Origin of the sequence: Aeromonas sp. 75A (assembly GCF_051919425.1) — a bacterium.
GTDB lineage: Bacteria > Pseudomonadota > Gammaproteobacteria > Enterobacterales > Aeromonadaceae > Aeromonas > Aeromonas veronii.
Map to the genome: position 1 here is coordinate 925,686 of NZ_JBQBES010000002.1, position 15,056 is coordinate 940,741.

Genomic DNA, 15,056 nt, shown 5'->3' on the forward strand with positions numbered 1-15,056 from the left:
AAGAGATGGAGAACGGTACATTCCAATCAGGAAATATTCTATTGAGTTACGTGCCTGGACGGCCATATTGAATCGAGCAGACTCACTAATAAACCGGGTCACCTCCCGCTCATAGCCATCCCTGCACTGCACTTTTACCACCCGTCTGTTATCCGCCTTCGCCCTTGCGGGCGTATAAGCTGTAGGTGCGACGCAATACAGGGAATGTGTATGAAGGGAATGAAGAGAGAAGAGCAGATTGCCGGGCTGCTGGCGGCACTGGAGCAAGTCATTCTGGGCAAGCCGCTGCAACTGAAAATCGCGCTGGTCACCCTGCTGGCGCGCGGTCATCTGCTAATCGAGGATCTGCCCGGTATGGGCAAAACCACCCTGGCCCACGCGCTGGCACAGGTGCTGGGGCTGGCATGCAGGCGGATGCAGTTCACCGCCGATCTGCTCCCCGCCGACCTGCTGGGGCTTCAGATTTTTGACCCCCAGCAGCAAACATTTCGCTTTCACCCCGGCCCCATCTTCACCCAGGTGTTGCTGGCGGACGAGATCAACCGCGCCAGCCCCAAGGTACAGAGCGCCCTGCTGGAGGCGATGGCCGAGGGCAAGGTGAGCATTGAGGGGAATACACATTCCCTCCCCACTCCATTTTTCGTCATCGCTACCCAGAACCCTGCGGATCAGGCGGGCACCTATCCACTGCCGGAATCCCAGCTCGACCGCTTCGCCGTGCGACTCTCTTTGGGTTTTCCGCCGCGAGAAGCGGAGCGCCAGCTACTGCGGGGCAACAAGCCAACTGGCCCGTTGCCCGCCATGCTGGATGCTGCCGGACTCGCCACCTTGCAAAGCGAAGGGGATGCTATCCATGTTTCCGATGCCACCCTCGACTACCTGCTGGCGCTGGTGCACCAGAGCCGCTTTGATGGGGATCTGCCACAGCCCCTCTCCCCCCGTGCAGCCCAGACCTTGCTGGCGGTGAGCCGTGCTTGGGCGCTGGTGGCGGGGCGGCGCTTTGTCACGGTGGAGGATGTACAGGCAGTCTTCCCCTATGTGGCCGAGCATCGGCTGCGGGGCAGCTTTGGCGTACAGCACGGCGAAGCCTGTCCCCTTAGCCAGCGGCTGCTGGCCAGGGTCGATCCGGACAATCCCTGATGAGCAAATTGCTAAACCGTTGGCAGCAGTGGCGAGCCCGCTGGCAGCGACGCTGGCTCGACCGCCGCATTCCCCCGGCCCGCCAGATCACGTTGGGTACCCGCAGCCTCTTTATCCTCCCCACCCGCATGGGGCTGCTCTATCTGCTGGTGCTGCTCGCCATCTATCTGCTAGGCACCAACTACCAGAACAATCTGGTACTGCTGGTGGCCTACTGCCTCGGCAGCCTGTTTATGGCAGCCATGTGGCTCACCCACCGCAACCTGCTGGGGCTGGAGCTGCTGGGTGGCCCGCTGGTGCTCGGGGAAGCGGGTAGCCAGCTTCCTATCCGCATCTTGGTGCAGAGCCCGCGCCCGGTGCTGGCACTTCACTTTAGTCTCAACGAAGGCACCCTCTGGCTGGCACAGGCCGACGCTGTGCCCAGCACAGTTATCCTGCCAGTATCGGGCTCGCGCCGTGGACTACTGCCCCTTGGTCGATTGCGGGTCGAGAGCCGCTCCCCCCTCGGCCTGTTTCGCTGCTGGTCCCTGCTGGACTTGCAACTGGAGGGCTGGCTTTCCCCCAAACCCGCGTTCGGGGCGCTAAGAGGGGAACATGCGACCCAAAGCGAGGGGCATCAGGGCCAACCCGCTCCAGCAACTCTCGGTGACTTTGATACCCTGCGGACACATCAGGACGGTGAGCCACTGAGCCGGGTCGCCTGGAAGCAACTTGCCCAGGGGCGCGGCCTGCTGACCAAGCAGTTTCATGAACCTCAGCAGGATGACACTCACCTCACCTTGCAGCGGGTCACGGGTGGGGATCTGGAGCTGCGGCTGGCGGTGCTGGCCTGGTGGTGCGCCGATTACGGCAAGCGGGGCATCCCCTTTACCCTGACGCTGGCAAACCAGACGCTGGGGCCCGATAGCGGTGCCGCCTTTGTGCAGCGCTGCCTGCTGGCACTGGCCCGATTCAATGCCACACCACCGAAGAGCACGCCAGATGCTGCTCGATAACCGCCGCCTGCTGCCACTCATCGCCCTGCAACAGCTGCTGCTGGTCGCGGCGCTCTGGCCCCAGTTGCAAGTCTGGGTAGTGGCAGTAGGCGCCATCACCCTCGGCGTCCGGGCCATGATGCTGTGGCGCGGCTGGCCGCCCCTGCCTGCCCGCTGGTTGGCGCTGCTGGCCATCACTACTGTGCTGTTGCTGGGGCTGCAGTGGCGTGGGCTAGGAACCCTGCCAGCCCTGATCAATCTGCTCTGGCTCGGCTATAGCCTCAAGATGCTCGAGGTACGGCGCGAGCGGGATATCGAGCAGGTGCTGCTGCTCGCCTTCTTTCTGATCGCGCTGGCGCTGGTACAACGCCAAAGCATCGGCTGGACGGCCGGGATGGCAGTGGCACTCTGGCTGGCAGTGACCGCGCTGGTGGCAGCCATCGCTCCCGAGCAGAAATGGCCTTGGCGCAGCGCGGGTGGCTCCCTGCTGCTGGCGCTTCCACTGCTTATTACCCTGTTTTTGCTGCTGCCAAGGCTCCCGCCCCTCTGGCAGATGCCCACCACCAACCGCGCCCTGTCGGGGCTCTCGGAAGAGCTGGCCCCCGGCGATATCAACGAACTGGTCAACTCCTCCGAACTGGCGTTTCGGGTCACTTTTGCCGATGGCCCGCCCCCTGTCCGCGAGCGCTATTTTCCGGTGATGCGCCAAGAGGTTTTCGATGGCCAGCGCTGGTTGCTGAGCCCCGAGGTCAAAGCATGGCAGCAGACAGTGCCGGTGCAGACCGGGCTGACCCTTCTGGCATCCTCTTCACAGGCCAACACTCAACTGGCAGATAACCCGTTGCCAGCCGGGAGCTACGAGGTGATCGCCGAGCCCCAGCGCCACCGCTGGACCTTTGCCCTGAGTGAACCGCGTCTGCTGGCGGGCCCGGTGCTGCTTACCCCTCTCGACACCCTCTATCGGCAGGGGAGCGGCGAGGTGGCGATCCGCTATCGCATTGGCCGTGGCGAAGCGCTGCCCGAGGATGACCACCAAGCTGCCCAGCGCAACCTGCAACTGCCTGGCGGGGGCAACCCGAGAGCGCGAGCCTATGGCCAAGAGCTTGCGGCACGCTATCCGGATCGCAGCACGCTGGTCGCCGCCCTGCTCGAACAGTTTCGCAGCCAATCCTATTACTACACCCTGACCCCGCCACGACTTGGCCGTGACGGGGTGGATGAGTTTCTGTTCGATACCAAGCGCGGCTTTTGCGGCCACTACGCCATGGCGACCGCTTTCGTGCTGCGCGCCGCCGGTATTCCGGCACGGCTGGTCACCGGTTATCTCGGCGGCGAGTGGAATCCCAGAGGCAACTATCTTGCGGTACACCAGTTCGATGCTCATGCCTGGGTGGAGTATCTCGATGAAGGAGGAACATGGCGGCAAATCGACCCCACGGCGGCAGTGGCACCGGAGCGCATTGAAGGCGGCGTGAGGGAGGCGTTGAGCGACGAGTTTACCGCTGCCGACCCCCTCGCTTTGCAGCGTTATCGCAACTGGGCCCTGCTCAATCAGCTGCGCTGGTGGGGCAACAATATCGACTACCAGTGGAGTCGCTGGGTGATTGGTTACGATGCGGGCCAACTCTGGCAACAAATCGGCCTGCGCTGGCCCGCACTGGCGGGGCACACCCCTTGGTTGATCCTCGCCAGCCTGATGCTGGTCGCCCTGCTGGTGAGCCTGCCCCTGCTGTTGCCCGCCCGCCTGCCGCCAGAGCGGCGCATCTGGCAGCCCTTGCTCAAACGGGGCAAACGCAGCGGCTATCCCCCAGAGCCCGCCGAGAGCATGGGGGCATGGTGCGAGCGGCTGGCACGGCTGCGTCCCGACCTTGCCCACTCCCTGCTAAAGAGTGCGTGGCTCTATCGACTCTGGCGTTATGCCCCCCTCAGCGAACGGCAACAAGGGCGCTGTGGGCGCCAGTTGCAACGGCGTGTCAGGCAACTCGTTCGGCGCTGGGATCAACAGCCAACGAGTGCACCATAAAAGAAGGGGGAGCCACCGGCTCCCCCTTCAGGTTTTAATCAAGAGGTTTGACTCACCGCTTGTTATTTTTTGGTCGGATTGTCCCAAATCCCCTCTTCCAGCTGGGAGCGGATCTCGGGGTATTTGTTGGCATCGAAGGTGGGCACCTTGCCCAGCCGGAGCTGGTCGTTGTAATCCTTGGCCAGCTTGATGGCAACGCTGGAGAGCAGCAGGATCGCCACCAGGTTGACGATGGCCATCAGCCCCATGGAGACATCCGCCATCGCCCACACAATCGGCAACTCACCCACGGCACCGAACATCACCATCCCCAGTACGAACACCCGGAACAGCATCAGGCCACCCTTGTGGTTGTGCTCGAGGAACACCAGATTGGTCTCGGCATAGGAGTAGTTCGCCACGATAGAGGTGAAGGCGAAGAAGAAGATGGCCGCAGCAATGAAGATGTTGCCACCGCTGCCAATCTGGGAGGAGAGCGCCCGCTGGGTCAGCTCGACACCGGTCACGCCGGATCCCGGCTCAAACTGACCGGACATCAGGATGATGGCGGCGGTACAGCTGCAGATGACGATGGTGTCCATAAAGACCCCCAACATCTGCACATAACCCTGGGAGGCCGGATGCGGCGGATAGGGAGTGGCAGTCGCCGCAGCGTTGGGCGCAGAGCCCATCCCCGCTTCGTTGGAGAAGAGACCGCGCTTGATACCGTTGATCATCGCCTGAGAGATGGCATAACCGAGCGCACCTGAGCCTGCCTGCTCAATCCCGAAGGCGGACTTGATGATCAGCATGAAGACATGAGGCAACTCGGTGATGTTCATCGCCACGATCACCAGCGCCAGCAGGATATATGCCAGTGCCATAAAGGGCACCACCAGCTCTGCAAAACGGGCAATGCCACGAATGCCGCCGAAGATAATCAGGCCGGAGAGCGCCACCAGCGCCAGACCGCTGACCCAGTCAGGAATGCCAAATGCCACCTTCATCGCCAGACTGATGGAGTTGGCCTGCACCGCGTTGAACACCAGACCAAACGCCAGGATCAGGCAGAGCGAGAAGACCACCCCCATCCAGCGCATGCCAAGGCCTTTCTCCATGTAGTAGGCCGGGCCACCACGGTAGTTGCCATCCTCATCCTTGACCTTGTAGAGCTGGGCCAGGGTGCTTTCGACGAAGGCGGTCGCCATACCGATAAAGGCAATCAGCCACATCCAGAAGATGGCGCCGGGGCCACCCAGATAGATGGCGACAGCCACACCGGCCAGGTTGCCGGTGCCGACACGGGCGGCAAGGCTGGTACAGAGGGCCTGGAAGGAGGAGATGCCTGCGTTGTCCGATTTACGGCTGTTTTTCAGCACGGAAAACATGTGGCCAAAGTGACGGAGCTGGATAAAACCCAGGCGGAAGGTGAAAAAGATACCGACCCCGATGAGCAGGTAGATGAGCACGGCTCCCCACATCAGGTCGTTTAGCATCGCAATCAAGGTGTCCATAATTCTCTCGTTGTTATTCACATCCATGGTCAGTCTGCGCTGACCGTTTTCTGTCTGTCGTTTAATTAGCGTTTCGCTAAAGGGGCGGAATCTAGCACAGCGGGAGAGCCCGGAATAGTGATCCCGGTCACGCGAGACACAAAAAACGAACGGTAAAAGCCCATAAAGCTCCATTTAAATCGCAAACTTTCAACAAACTCAATAATTCAATCAGACAGGCTATCATTAAGCCCCATAAGAGAACCATTTTGATATATCCCCGATGAGCTATCCGAAAACGCAAACGCTTGCATGAAATGGCTTTCAAACGGCGATATTTCGCCAAACGTTTTCGCTGTAATTAAATTTCAAGTACGTAGCGAGATAATTTATGTGATCGACGACACAAATATGGATATTGGCTAAAAAAGTTCAGCTGAAAGCAAACCGGAGCGAGGTCGGGAGAAAATGTAAAAAACCTTACTAATCATATAGTTTCAAGCCATAAAACGGGATAACTCAACAGCCTGAATGTTTAACAACCAAGCGCCCCTATTGCAGGATGCAGCACATCAGTATTAATTAGGCAGGCAATGACGATGGGCCGCCCCCATCGCGCTTTTCTGAGTCTGAGGCACCAAGATCCTGTAATTTTATTTCAGAACCACCGTCTCAAGCCCGCAACCCAGGGATTACTCCCTCATTAAGAGATGATATTCGCTATGGCCGATAAATTAACCCAGCTGAAAGCCCTGACCACTGTTGTTGCCGACACCGGTGATATCGAAGCCATCAAACGCTATCAGCCCATCGATGCCACCACCAACCCCTCTCTGGTTCTGAAGGCCTCCGAGATCCCCGAGTACGCTCCGCTGATTGAAGACGCAATCAAGTGGGCCAAAGCCCAGAGCCAGGACAAGACACAGCAAATCATCGACGCGGGCGACAAGCTGGCCGTCAACATCGGTCTGGAAGTGCTGAAGATCGTTCCGGGCCGTATCTCTACCGAAGTGGATGCCCGTCTCTCCTTCGATACCGAAGCCAGCATCGCCAAGGCCCGCAAGCTGATCCGTCTTTACAACGAAGCCGGCATCAGCAACGACCGCATTCTGATCAAGCTGGCCTCCACCTGGGAAGGGATCCGTGCCGCCGAGGTACTGGAGAAAGAGGGTATCCAGTGCAACCTGACCCTGCTGTTCTCCTTCGCCCAAGCCCGTGCCTGTGCCGAAGCCGGTGCCTTCCTGATCTCCCCGTTCGTGGGTCGCATCCTCGACTGGTACAAGGCCAAGCACAACCGTGACTACACCGCCAGCGAAGATCCGGGCGTGGTCTCCGTCACCTCCATCTACAACTACTACAAGCAGCACGACTACCCGACCGTCGTGATGGGCGCCAGCTTCCGCAACACCGGCGAGATCCTGGAACTGGCCGGTTGCGACCGCCTGACCATTGGCCCGGCCCTGCTGGAAGAGCTGAGCAAGACCGAAGGGACCGTGGTACGCAAACTGGACTACACCGGTGAGCGCAAGGCCAAACCGACCCCGATGACCGAAGCCGAATTCCGCTGGGAACTGAACCAGGACGCCATGGCTCACGAGAAGCTGGGCGAAGGCATCCGCATGTTCGCCATCGACCAGGGCAAGCTGGAAACCATGCTGGCAAGCCGCCTGTAATCGGTTCTTTTTTCTGATAAAAACCGGGCCCCTACCAAGGGGCCCGGTTTTTTTTCATGGGCTTTTTTAGCGCTGTCATAGAGTCGTCACGAAAACGTTTTAATTTCAGATTCGTTATGTTATACGGGTGGTGAAAACGATAAAAACCAAGGAGGGAGCCATGGAAATGTTCAACTTCGATTATGACGAGGTGGTTGAACTCGGTTCGCGTAGCCGCGGGACAACGGGAAAAAAACGTAAATGGCGTGAAATCGAGGCGTTGAAAGACAAACATCGCCTGCAGAAGGAGCTGCAATCCATCGATATCGCCTATGAAGGTCTTACAGACGAGATTGAACTGTAATACCGCCAGACACCTGTAAAAGCGCTCCGCATAGTCGGGGCGCTTTTTTATGCCGCAATCGGATGAACACGTGGCTTGTCATGCCATCGCCAGCGATGCCACAGGATGCAGCGGGCAGGCGACAGACAACGCGTTGCCGCAGTCCCTGACAGCCCTCACCAACGGCATGGCATACCAATACAGCCCCTCACCCGCGAAGAGTGAGCTGCGCCGTTTCAGGGCGCGTTGGCGCAAACATCGCAAGACAGGTCATCAGCAATAAAAAGCCCCCGTCGCTGACGGGGGCCTGAATACTCGGGGCTGACGGCTGCGCTTAGCAGTAGCCGTAGCCCAGCAGACGCTGGTAACGCTGCTCCAGCAGCTGCTCGGTATCGAGCGGACGCAGAGCGTCCAAATCCTGCTTGATGCGAGCCTTGAGGTTTTTGGCCATCTTCTCCACATCGCGGTGGGCACCGCCGAGGGGCTCGTCGATCACGTGGTCGATCAGCTTGAGCTCCTTCAGACGCTGGGCAGTGATCCCCATCGCTTCGGCAGCCACAGAAGCCTTGTCTGCGCTCTTCCACAGGATGGAGGCACACCCTTCCGGCGAGATGACGGAGTAGGTGGAGTACTGCAGCATGTTGACCCGGTCACCCACGCCGATTGCCAGCGCACCACCGGAGCCACCCTCACCAATCACGGTGCAGACAACCGGCACGGTCAAACCTGCCATCACTTTCAGGTTGCGGGCAATCGCTTCGGACTGGCCACGCTCTTCGGCACCGACGCCGGGGTAAGCGCCCGGGGTGTCGATAAAGGTGATGATCGGCATCTTGAAGCGCTCGGCCATCTCCATCAGACGTAGGGCCTTGCGGTACCCTTCCGGACGCGGCATGCCGAAGTTGCGCTTGATCTTCTCTTTGGTCTCGCGACCCTTCTGGTGACCAATCACCATCACAGGCTCACCGTCGAGACGGGCGATGCCGCCGACGATAGCCTTGTCATCGGCATAGGCGCGATCGCCAGCCAACTCGTCGAAATCGGTGAAGATATGCTCGATATAGTCAAAGGTGTAGGGGCGCTGGGGATGACGCGCCATCTGGGATACCTGCCAGGCACCCAGATCACCGAAGATCTTCTTGGTCAGCTCTTCGTTTTTCTTCTCCAGCCGGCGGATCTCGTCTTTCAGATCCACGGCGTGATTGCCTTCACTCACATGTTTGAGTTCATCAATCTGCGCCTGCAACTCGGCAATCGGCTGTTCAAAATCCAGAAAAAGACTCATAGGGCCTTAGAACCTCTAATCAAAAACCAATTCAACCCGCTCTCGTCCAAGCAGGACTCGCAAGTCATCTATCAGTTGATCGGTGGGCGTCACCCGCCACTCGGTACCGAGCGTCAATCGCACCCGGGAGCCGGGGCGACGATAGTTTACCTGAACCGGACAGACTCCGGCACGGGCGGGCTCCAAAATCTCGCACAAACGCGGGAAAAAGCGATCATCAATCCGCTGTTCATCGAGGGAGATGCGGATTGCTCTGGCAAAACGCTCCCTCGCATCGTTGATATCCAGTAATTCTCGAGCCGACATTTTAAGGCCACCGGAGAAGTCATCAAAGCTGACCTGTCCAGAAACCACCAAAATGCGGTCTTTTTGCATCAATTCTTCATATTTTTCCAGCGCTTCACTGAACAGGGTCACATCGAGGCGACCGGAACGGTCGTCCAGGGTGAAGATCCCCATCTTGTTGCCACGCTTGGTCACCATGCTGCGGGCCGCGATCACCAGCCCCGCCGCCGTGGTTACGGTATCGCGGGAGGTGGGATGCAGATCGCACAGGCGACCCGAGGTATAACGACGCAATTCGCTGCTGTACTGGTTGATGGGGTGGCCGGTGAGATAGAGCCCGAGGGTCTCGCGCTCCCCTTCCAGCCACACCTTGTCAGGCCAGTGCGGCACGTTGGCAAACGCCTTCTTGACGTCGTCAATCTCTTCGGTGAGCACGCCGAACATGTCGACCTGCCCCACCGCCTGCGCCTTGGCGTGCTGCTCGGCGGCACGCATCGCCTCCTCCAGGGTCGCCATCAGGGCGGCGCGGTGCGGGCCGAGCCGATCCATGGCGCCGGAGAGGATCAGCTTCTCCATCACCCGCTTGTTGAGCTTCTTGATATCGACCCGGTTGCAGAAGTCGAACAGATCGCGGAACGGGCCGTCCTGATCCCGGGCGCTCAAGATCGCATCGATGGGGCCTTCACCGACCCCCTTCACCGCCCCGATCCCGTAGACGATATGGCCATCTTCGTTGACCGAGAAGCGATAGCGGCCGGTGTTCACATCAGGCGGAATCACGGTCAGCCCCATCCGCTGACACTCATCCACCAGGGTCACGATCTTGTCGGTGTTGTCCATATCGGCGGTCATGACCGCCGCCATAAACTCGGCCGGGAAGTGGGTCTTGAGCCAGAGGGTCTGGTAGGAGACCAGCGCGTAGGCGGCGGAGTGGGATTTGTTGAAGCCGTAGCCCGCAAACTTCTCCACCAGATCGAAGATCTTCATCGCCAGTTCGCCGTCGACGCCATTCTTGACGGCGCCCTCCTCGAAACCGGCCCGCTGCTTGGCCATCTCCTCGGGCTTTTTCTTACCCATCGCCCGGCGCAGCATGTCTGCGCCACCGAGCGTGTAGCCCGCCAGGGTCTGGGCGATCTGCATCACCTGCTCCTGATAGAGGATGATGCCGTAGGTCGGTTCCAGAATCGGTTTCAGGCTCTCGTGCTGCCACTTCTCATCCGGGTAGGAGATAGCTTCATTACCGTGTTTACGGTCGATGAAGTTATCCACCATGCCTGACTGGAGCGGGCCCGGACGGAACAGGGCCACCAGTGCGATCATGTCTTCGAAGCAGTCGGGACGCAGCCGCTTGATGAGATCCTTCATGCCGCGGGATTCGAGCTGGAATACCGCTGTGGTCTCGTAGCGCTGGAGCAGGTCGAACGACTTCTTGTCATCGATAGGGATGGCGGCAATATCCACCGGCGGCTTGCCCTCTTTGGCAAGACGCGGGTTTATCATGCCGAGCGCCCAGTCGATGATGGTGAGCGTTCGCAGACCCAGGAAGTCGAACTTCACCAGACCCGCGTATTCCACGTCGTTCTTGTCGAACTGGGTGACCGGGTGATGGCCCTCATCATCGCAATAGAGCGGCGCAAAGTCGGTGATCTTGGTGGGCGCGATCACCACGCCACCTGCGTGTTTACCGGCGTTGCGTACGACCCCTTCCAAGCGGCGGGCCATGTCGATGAGGTCTTTGACCTCCTCATCCTGCTCGTAGAGCTCGGGCAGCTTGGGCTCGGCCTCGAATGCCTTGGCAAGCGTCATGCCCGGATCCGGCGGGATCAGCTTGGAGATACGATCCACAAAGCCGTAAGCGTGGCCCAGCACCCGGCCCACGTCCCGCACTACTGCCTTGGCCGCCATGCTACCGAAGGTGATGATCTGGGAGACCGCATCCCGGCCATACATGTCGGAGACGTGCTCGATCACCTCGTCGCGTCGGTCCATGCAGAAGTCGACGTCGAAGTCGGGCATGGATACCCGCTCGGGGTTCAGGAAACGTTCGAACAGCAGGTCAAATTCCAGCGGGTCGAGGTCGGTGATCTTGAGGGCGTAAGCCACCAGAGAGCCCGCCCCCGAGCCCCGGCCCGGGCCAACGGGAATGCCGTTGTCCTTGGACCACTGGATAAACTCCATCACGATGAGGAAGTAACCCGGGAAGCCCATCTGGTTGATCACTTTCAGCTCGACATCGAGGCGCTCGTCATACTCGGGACGGCGCTCGGCCCGCACCGCCGGATCCGGGAACAGAAACTCGAGACGCTCCTCCAGACCCTCTTTCGACTTGGCCACCAGAAAATCTTCGGTAGTCATGTCACCGGTCGGGAAGTTGGGCAGGAAGTATTCGCCAAGACGCACCGTCACGTTGCAGCGCTTGGCGATCTCCACCGTGTTTTCCAGCGCTTCGGGGATATCGGCAAACAGCTCCGCCATCTCCTCCTGACTGCGCAGGTACTGCTGGGGGCTGTAGCGACGGGGACGGCGTTTGTCCATCAGGGTATAGCCATCGTGGATGGCAACCCGGATCTCGTGGGCATCGAAGTCATCGGCGTTGAGGAACACCACCTCGTTGGTGGCGACCACTGGCAGCTCGAACTCGGTGGCGATGGCCACCGCCATGTGCAAGTAGACCTCTTCGTCAGGTCGACCGGTACGCAGCAGTTCGAGGTAGTAGGCATCGGGGAAGTGGGTCTGATAGAAGGCGACGCACTGCTCGGTCATCTGCCGGTTGCCCTTGAGCAGGAACTTGCCCACATCCCCCTCGCGCCCGCCGGAGAGGACGATCACCCCCTTGGCATGCTCGGCGAGCCAGCTCTTGTCGATAACCGGACGCCCCTGCACGTGGCCGCGCTGGTAACCGCGGGAAATAAGCAGGGTGATGTTCTGGTAGCCGTCGTTATCCATGGCCAGCAGGGTGAGACGGAACTGCTCGTCGCCGAGCTCATCGCTCTGCACCCAAAAGTCGGCACCGACGATGGGCTTGATCCCCTTGCCGTGGGCCGCGCCATAGAAGCGCACCAGACCGCACATATTCATCTGATCGGTCAGCGCCAGCGCCGGCATGTTGTTGGCCGCCGCCGCCCCGACGATGGGGTTGATCTTCTGCAGGCCATCGACCATGGAGAAGTCGGAGTGGACTCGCAGGTGGATAAAACGGGGTTCAGCCATCGTCATCTCCTCTCGCTGCTCAAACTAAATGGCATGGTCTACTCGATCCCCAGTGCGCGGCGCACCGGTTTGAAGCTCTTGCGATATTCGGGCAACGGGCCACGCTCGGCCAGAATGGCGAGGTGCTCAGGCGTAGGGTAACCCTTGTGGCGGGCAAAACCATACTCGGGATGGCGACTGTCCAGCTCGGTCATCTCCGCATCTCGGGTCACCTTGGCGAGGATCGAGGCGGCACTGATGGCGGCCACCAGGCTATCGCCCTTGACCACGGCACGCGCCTCCATCGGCAAACTTGGGCAGCGGTTGCCATCGATAAAGACCAGTTCGGGGGTGACCTTCAATCCCGCCACAGCGCGCTGCATCGCCAGCATGGTGGCATGCAGGATGTTGAGCTCGTCGATCTCCTCCGGAGTGGCGCGACCGATGGCCCAGGCGAGCGCTTTCTCTTTGATCTCGTCAAACAGCGCCAGCCGCTTCTTCTCGGAGAGCTTCTTGGAGTCGTTGAGCCCCGCGATCGGATTGGCGGGATCGAGAATGACCGCAGCGGTGACCACGTCACCCACCAGGGGGCCACGGCCCACTTCGTCCACACCGGCAACCAGCTTGTCGTCAGGAATATCGATCATCATCTTGTAGCCTTGAATCAAAACAGGCCCCGTGGGGCCTGACAGGGGTCGACTGGCGCGGCATCACCGCTCGGAAAACGGATTAACGGGCTGTGCGGCGCAATCGACGGTCCGAAATAGCGTTATCTGCCAAGCAGATCCGCCACCGCATCGGCGGCCTGCGAGTCTGCATTGCAGCGGATCAGCTGGTGCAGCTCGGTGAAGGTGTTGACCAGCGCACTGTTGTCGTGCTCGAAGTACTTGCTCACCTCTTCCACCAGATTCTCCGGGGTGCACTCGTGCTGGATGAGTTCCGGCACCAGCATGCGCCCAGCCAGCAGGTTGGGCAGAGAGACAAATTCGGTCTTTACCAGTCGCTGGGCCAGCCAGTAGCTGAAGGGCTTGAGCTTGTAGCCCACCACCATCGGCTTTTTCACCAGCATGGCTTCGAGCGCCGCGGTGCCAGAGGCCAGCATCACCACGTCGGCAGCGATCATCGCCTCGCGGCCCTGCCCTTCCAGCAGCACCATGTCGAGACCCGGCGCTACCTCGGCCTTGATGGCCATAAACTGCTCGCGCCGTTTCTGGTTGACCAGCGGCACGATGAAGCCGAGATCCGGATAGCGCACCGTCAGGTGTTTGCACGCTTCGAGAAACAGGGGGGACATAAAGCCCACTTCTGCGGTGCGGCTGCCCGGCAGCACTGCCAGCCAGCGGCGATTGGCATCGATACCGAGATTGCGACGCACGGCAGCCTGATCCGGCACCAATGGAATATCATCCGCCATGGTGTGACCGACAAAACGGCAAGGGGCGTCGAAGCGGTCGTAAAAGGCTTTCTCGAACGGCAGGAAGGCGAGCACCATGTCGGTAGCGGCCTTGATCTTGTGAATGCGGTTCTGGCGCCAGGCCCACACAGAGGGGCTGACATAGTGAACCGTCTTGATACCGGCGCGGCGCAGTTTCAGCTCCACTCCGATATTGAAATCCGGTGCATCCACGCCGATGAAGATATCGGGCGGATTGGCAATAAAGTGGCGCAGCAGTTCGCGACGGACCTTGAGAATACGCGGCAGACGGCCCAGCACCTCGGTGATCCCCATGACGGAGAGCTCTTCCATCTCGAACAGCGCCTTGACGCCGAGGGCCTGCATCCGCGGCCCGGCGATCCCTTCGAACTGCGCATCCGGGTAGCGGGCCTGCAGCTCGCGCACCAGACCGGCAGCCAGAATGTCGCCGGAGACTTCTCCGGCGACGATACCGATACGAACCGGATCAGGCACGGATGATCCCGCGCTCGTTATCTTTGAGGAAGTCCACATAGAGCTGGACGGCCGGTTCGGCTTGCGCCATCTCGATCAGCACCGGCAGCACCTCTTCGATGGTCTTGCCGGAACGGAAGATCTCTTTGTAGGCACGCTTGACGGCAGAGATGGCCTCGGCGCTGAAACCGCGGCGACGCAGACCTTCGGAGTTGACCCCGAACGGCTTGGCGTAGTTGCCGGCGGCCATCACGTAAGGCGGCACGTCCTTGTTCAGGGCGGCGCAGCCACCGACGAAGGCGTGGGAACCGACGCGGCCGAACTGGTGAATGGCGGAGAGACCACCGAAGATCACGAAGTCACCGATCACCACGTGGCCCGCCAGGGTCGCGTTGTTGGCGAAGATGCAGTTGTCACCGATGATGCAGTCGTGGGCAACATGAACGTTGACCATGAACAGGTTGCCGCTGCCGACCTTGGTCAGGGATTGATCCTGAATGGTGCCACGGTGGAAGGTGCAGTTCTCGCGAATGACGTTGTTGTCGCCAATTTCGAGGAAGGTGCGCTCACCGGCGTACTTCTTGTCCTGGCAATCCTCACCGATGGAGGTGTGCTGGAAGATCTTGTTGCCGCGACCAATCTTGGTCGGGCCCTTGATCACCACATGGGAACCTACCCAGGTGTTGTCACCGATTTCCACCTCGGCGCCGATGACAGAAAAGGGGCCGATTTCAACCCCTTTACCGATCACGGCAGACTCATGGACGATGGCAGTATCGTGAATGATGGCAGTCTGGTCGATCAC

The 15,056-nt window shown here is 60.0% G+C and carries 11 protein-coding genes; 5 read left to right on the forward strand and 6 right to left on the reverse strand.

Annotation, left to right across the window (positions count from 1 at the left end; all coding sequences use genetic code 11):
* Positions 1–210: 210 nt before the first annotated feature.
* From ACTG2T_RS04050 to ACTG2T_RS04060, 3 genes are read left to right on the forward strand one after another with little or no spacing between them, the layout of a single operon-like run.
* A complete protein-coding gene (locus ACTG2T_RS04050) occupies positions 211–1,140 on the forward strand; it encodes an AAA family ATPase (protein WP_439973775.1) in 930 nt (309 codons plus the stop codon).
* The gene (locus ACTG2T_RS04055; protein WP_330124051.1) at positions 1,140–2,135 is read left to right on the forward strand and encodes a DUF58 domain-containing protein; all 996 of its coding nucleotides are present in this window, start codon (positions 1,140–1,142) and stop codon (positions 2,133–2,135) included. Before ACTG2T_RS04050 ends, ACTG2T_RS04055 begins: the two co-directional genes overlap by 1 nt.
* Positions 2,122–4,137 carry a transglutaminase family protein gene (locus tag ACTG2T_RS04060; RefSeq protein WP_330124050.1) on the forward strand — a complete coding sequence of 672 codons (2,016 nt, stop codon included), beginning with the start codon at positions 2,122–2,124 and terminating at the stop codon, positions 4,135–4,137. The genes ACTG2T_RS04055 and ACTG2T_RS04060 overlap by 14 nt, the downstream gene beginning before the upstream one ends.
* A gap of 62 nt (positions 4,138–4,199) precedes the next feature.
* Here ACTG2T_RS04060 and ACTG2T_RS04065 read toward each other — a convergent pair whose 3' ends face one another.
* The gene (locus tag ACTG2T_RS04065; RefSeq protein WP_330124049.1) at positions 4,200–5,630 is read right to left on the reverse strand and encodes an alanine/glycine:cation symporter family protein; all 1,431 of its coding nucleotides are present in this window, start codon (positions 5,628–5,630) and stop codon (positions 4,200–4,202) included.
* Between the two features lie 701 nt (positions 5,631–6,331).
* Here ACTG2T_RS04065 and tal point away from each other — a divergent pair.
* Both tal and ACTG2T_RS04075 read left to right on the forward strand, forming a co-directional pair.
* Complete coding sequence (gene tal / locus ACTG2T_RS04070; protein WP_330124048.1) at positions 6,332–7,282, forward strand: transaldolase; 951 nt, start codon at positions 6,332–6,334, stop codon at positions 7,280–7,282.
* 160 nt (positions 7,283–7,442) lie between these two features.
* Complete coding sequence (locus ACTG2T_RS04075; protein ID WP_005338547.1) at positions 7,443–7,625, forward strand: DUF3545 family protein; 183 nt, start codon at positions 7,443–7,445, stop codon at positions 7,623–7,625.
* A 313-nt stretch (positions 7,626–7,938) separates the two neighbouring features.
* On the opposite strand, the gene accA is transcribed toward ACTG2T_RS04075, so the two are convergent.
* From accA to lpxA, 5 genes are all read right to left on the reverse strand, one after another.
* The gene (gene accA, locus ACTG2T_RS04080) at positions 7,939–8,889 is read right to left on the reverse strand and encodes an acetyl-CoA carboxylase carboxyl transferase subunit alpha (RefSeq protein WP_005338549.1); all 951 of its coding nucleotides are present in this window, start codon (positions 8,887–8,889) and stop codon (positions 7,939–7,941) included.
* 15 nt (positions 8,890–8,904) lie between these two features.
* Positions 8,905–12,384, reverse strand: a complete 3,480-nt coding sequence (dnaE, locus tag ACTG2T_RS04085; RefSeq protein WP_164537521.1) for a DNA polymerase III subunit alpha — start codon at positions 12,382–12,384, stop codon at positions 8,905–8,907.
* Positions 12,385–12,422: 38 nt separating this feature from the next.
* Positions 12,423–13,013 carry a ribonuclease HII gene (gene rnhB / locus ACTG2T_RS04090; RefSeq protein WP_330124047.1) on the reverse strand — a complete coding sequence of 197 codons (591 nt, stop codon included), beginning with the start codon at positions 13,011–13,013 and terminating at the stop codon, positions 12,423–12,425.
* Positions 13,014–13,132: 119 nt separating this feature from the next.
* Positions 13,133–14,272, reverse strand: coding sequence for a lipid-A-disaccharide synthase (gene lpxB, locus ACTG2T_RS04095; protein ID WP_040098041.1), 1,140 nt, complete (start codon positions 14,270–14,272; stop codon positions 13,133–13,135).
* Positions 14,265–15,056, reverse strand: coding sequence for an acyl-ACP--UDP-N-acetylglucosamine O-acyltransferase (gene lpxA, locus ACTG2T_RS04100; RefSeq protein WP_005338557.1), 792 nt, complete (start codon positions 15,054–15,056; stop codon positions 14,265–14,267). The genes lpxB and lpxA overlap by 8 nt, the downstream gene beginning before the upstream one ends.

Bases quoted from the DNA above. Each gene is read 5' to 3' on its own strand.
- ACTG2T_RS04050 (WP_439973775.1), top strand. From the start codon at position 211: ATGAAGGGAATGAAGAGAGAAGAGCAGATTGCCGGGCTGCTGGCGGCA.
- ACTG2T_RS04055 (WP_330124051.1), top strand. From the start codon at position 1,140: ATGAGCAAATTGCTAAACCGTTGGCAGCAGTGGCGAGCCCGCTGGCAG.
- ACTG2T_RS04060 (WP_330124050.1), top strand. From the start codon at position 2,122: ATGCTGCTCGATAACCGCCGCCTGCTGCCACTCATCGCCCTGCAACAG.
- ACTG2T_RS04065 (WP_330124049.1), bottom strand. From the start codon at position 5,630: ATGGACACCTTGATTGCGATGCTAAACGACCTGATGTGGGGAGCCGTG.
- tal (WP_330124048.1), top strand. From the start codon at position 6,332: ATGGCCGATAAATTAACCCAGCTGAAAGCCCTGACCACTGTTGTTGCC.
- ACTG2T_RS04075 (WP_005338547.1), top strand. From the start codon at position 7,443: ATGGAAATGTTCAACTTCGATTATGACGAGGTGGTTGAACTCGGTTCG.
- accA (WP_005338549.1), bottom strand. From the start codon at position 8,889: ATGAGTCTTTTTCTGGATTTTGAACAGCCGATTGCCGAGTTGCAGGCG.
- dnaE (WP_164537521.1), bottom strand. From the start codon at position 12,384: ATGGCTGAACCCCGTTTTATCCACCTGCGAGTCCACTCCGACTTCTCC.
- rnhB (WP_330124047.1), bottom strand. From the start codon at position 13,013: ATGATGATCGATATTCCTGACGACAAGCTGGTTGCCGGTGTGGACGAA.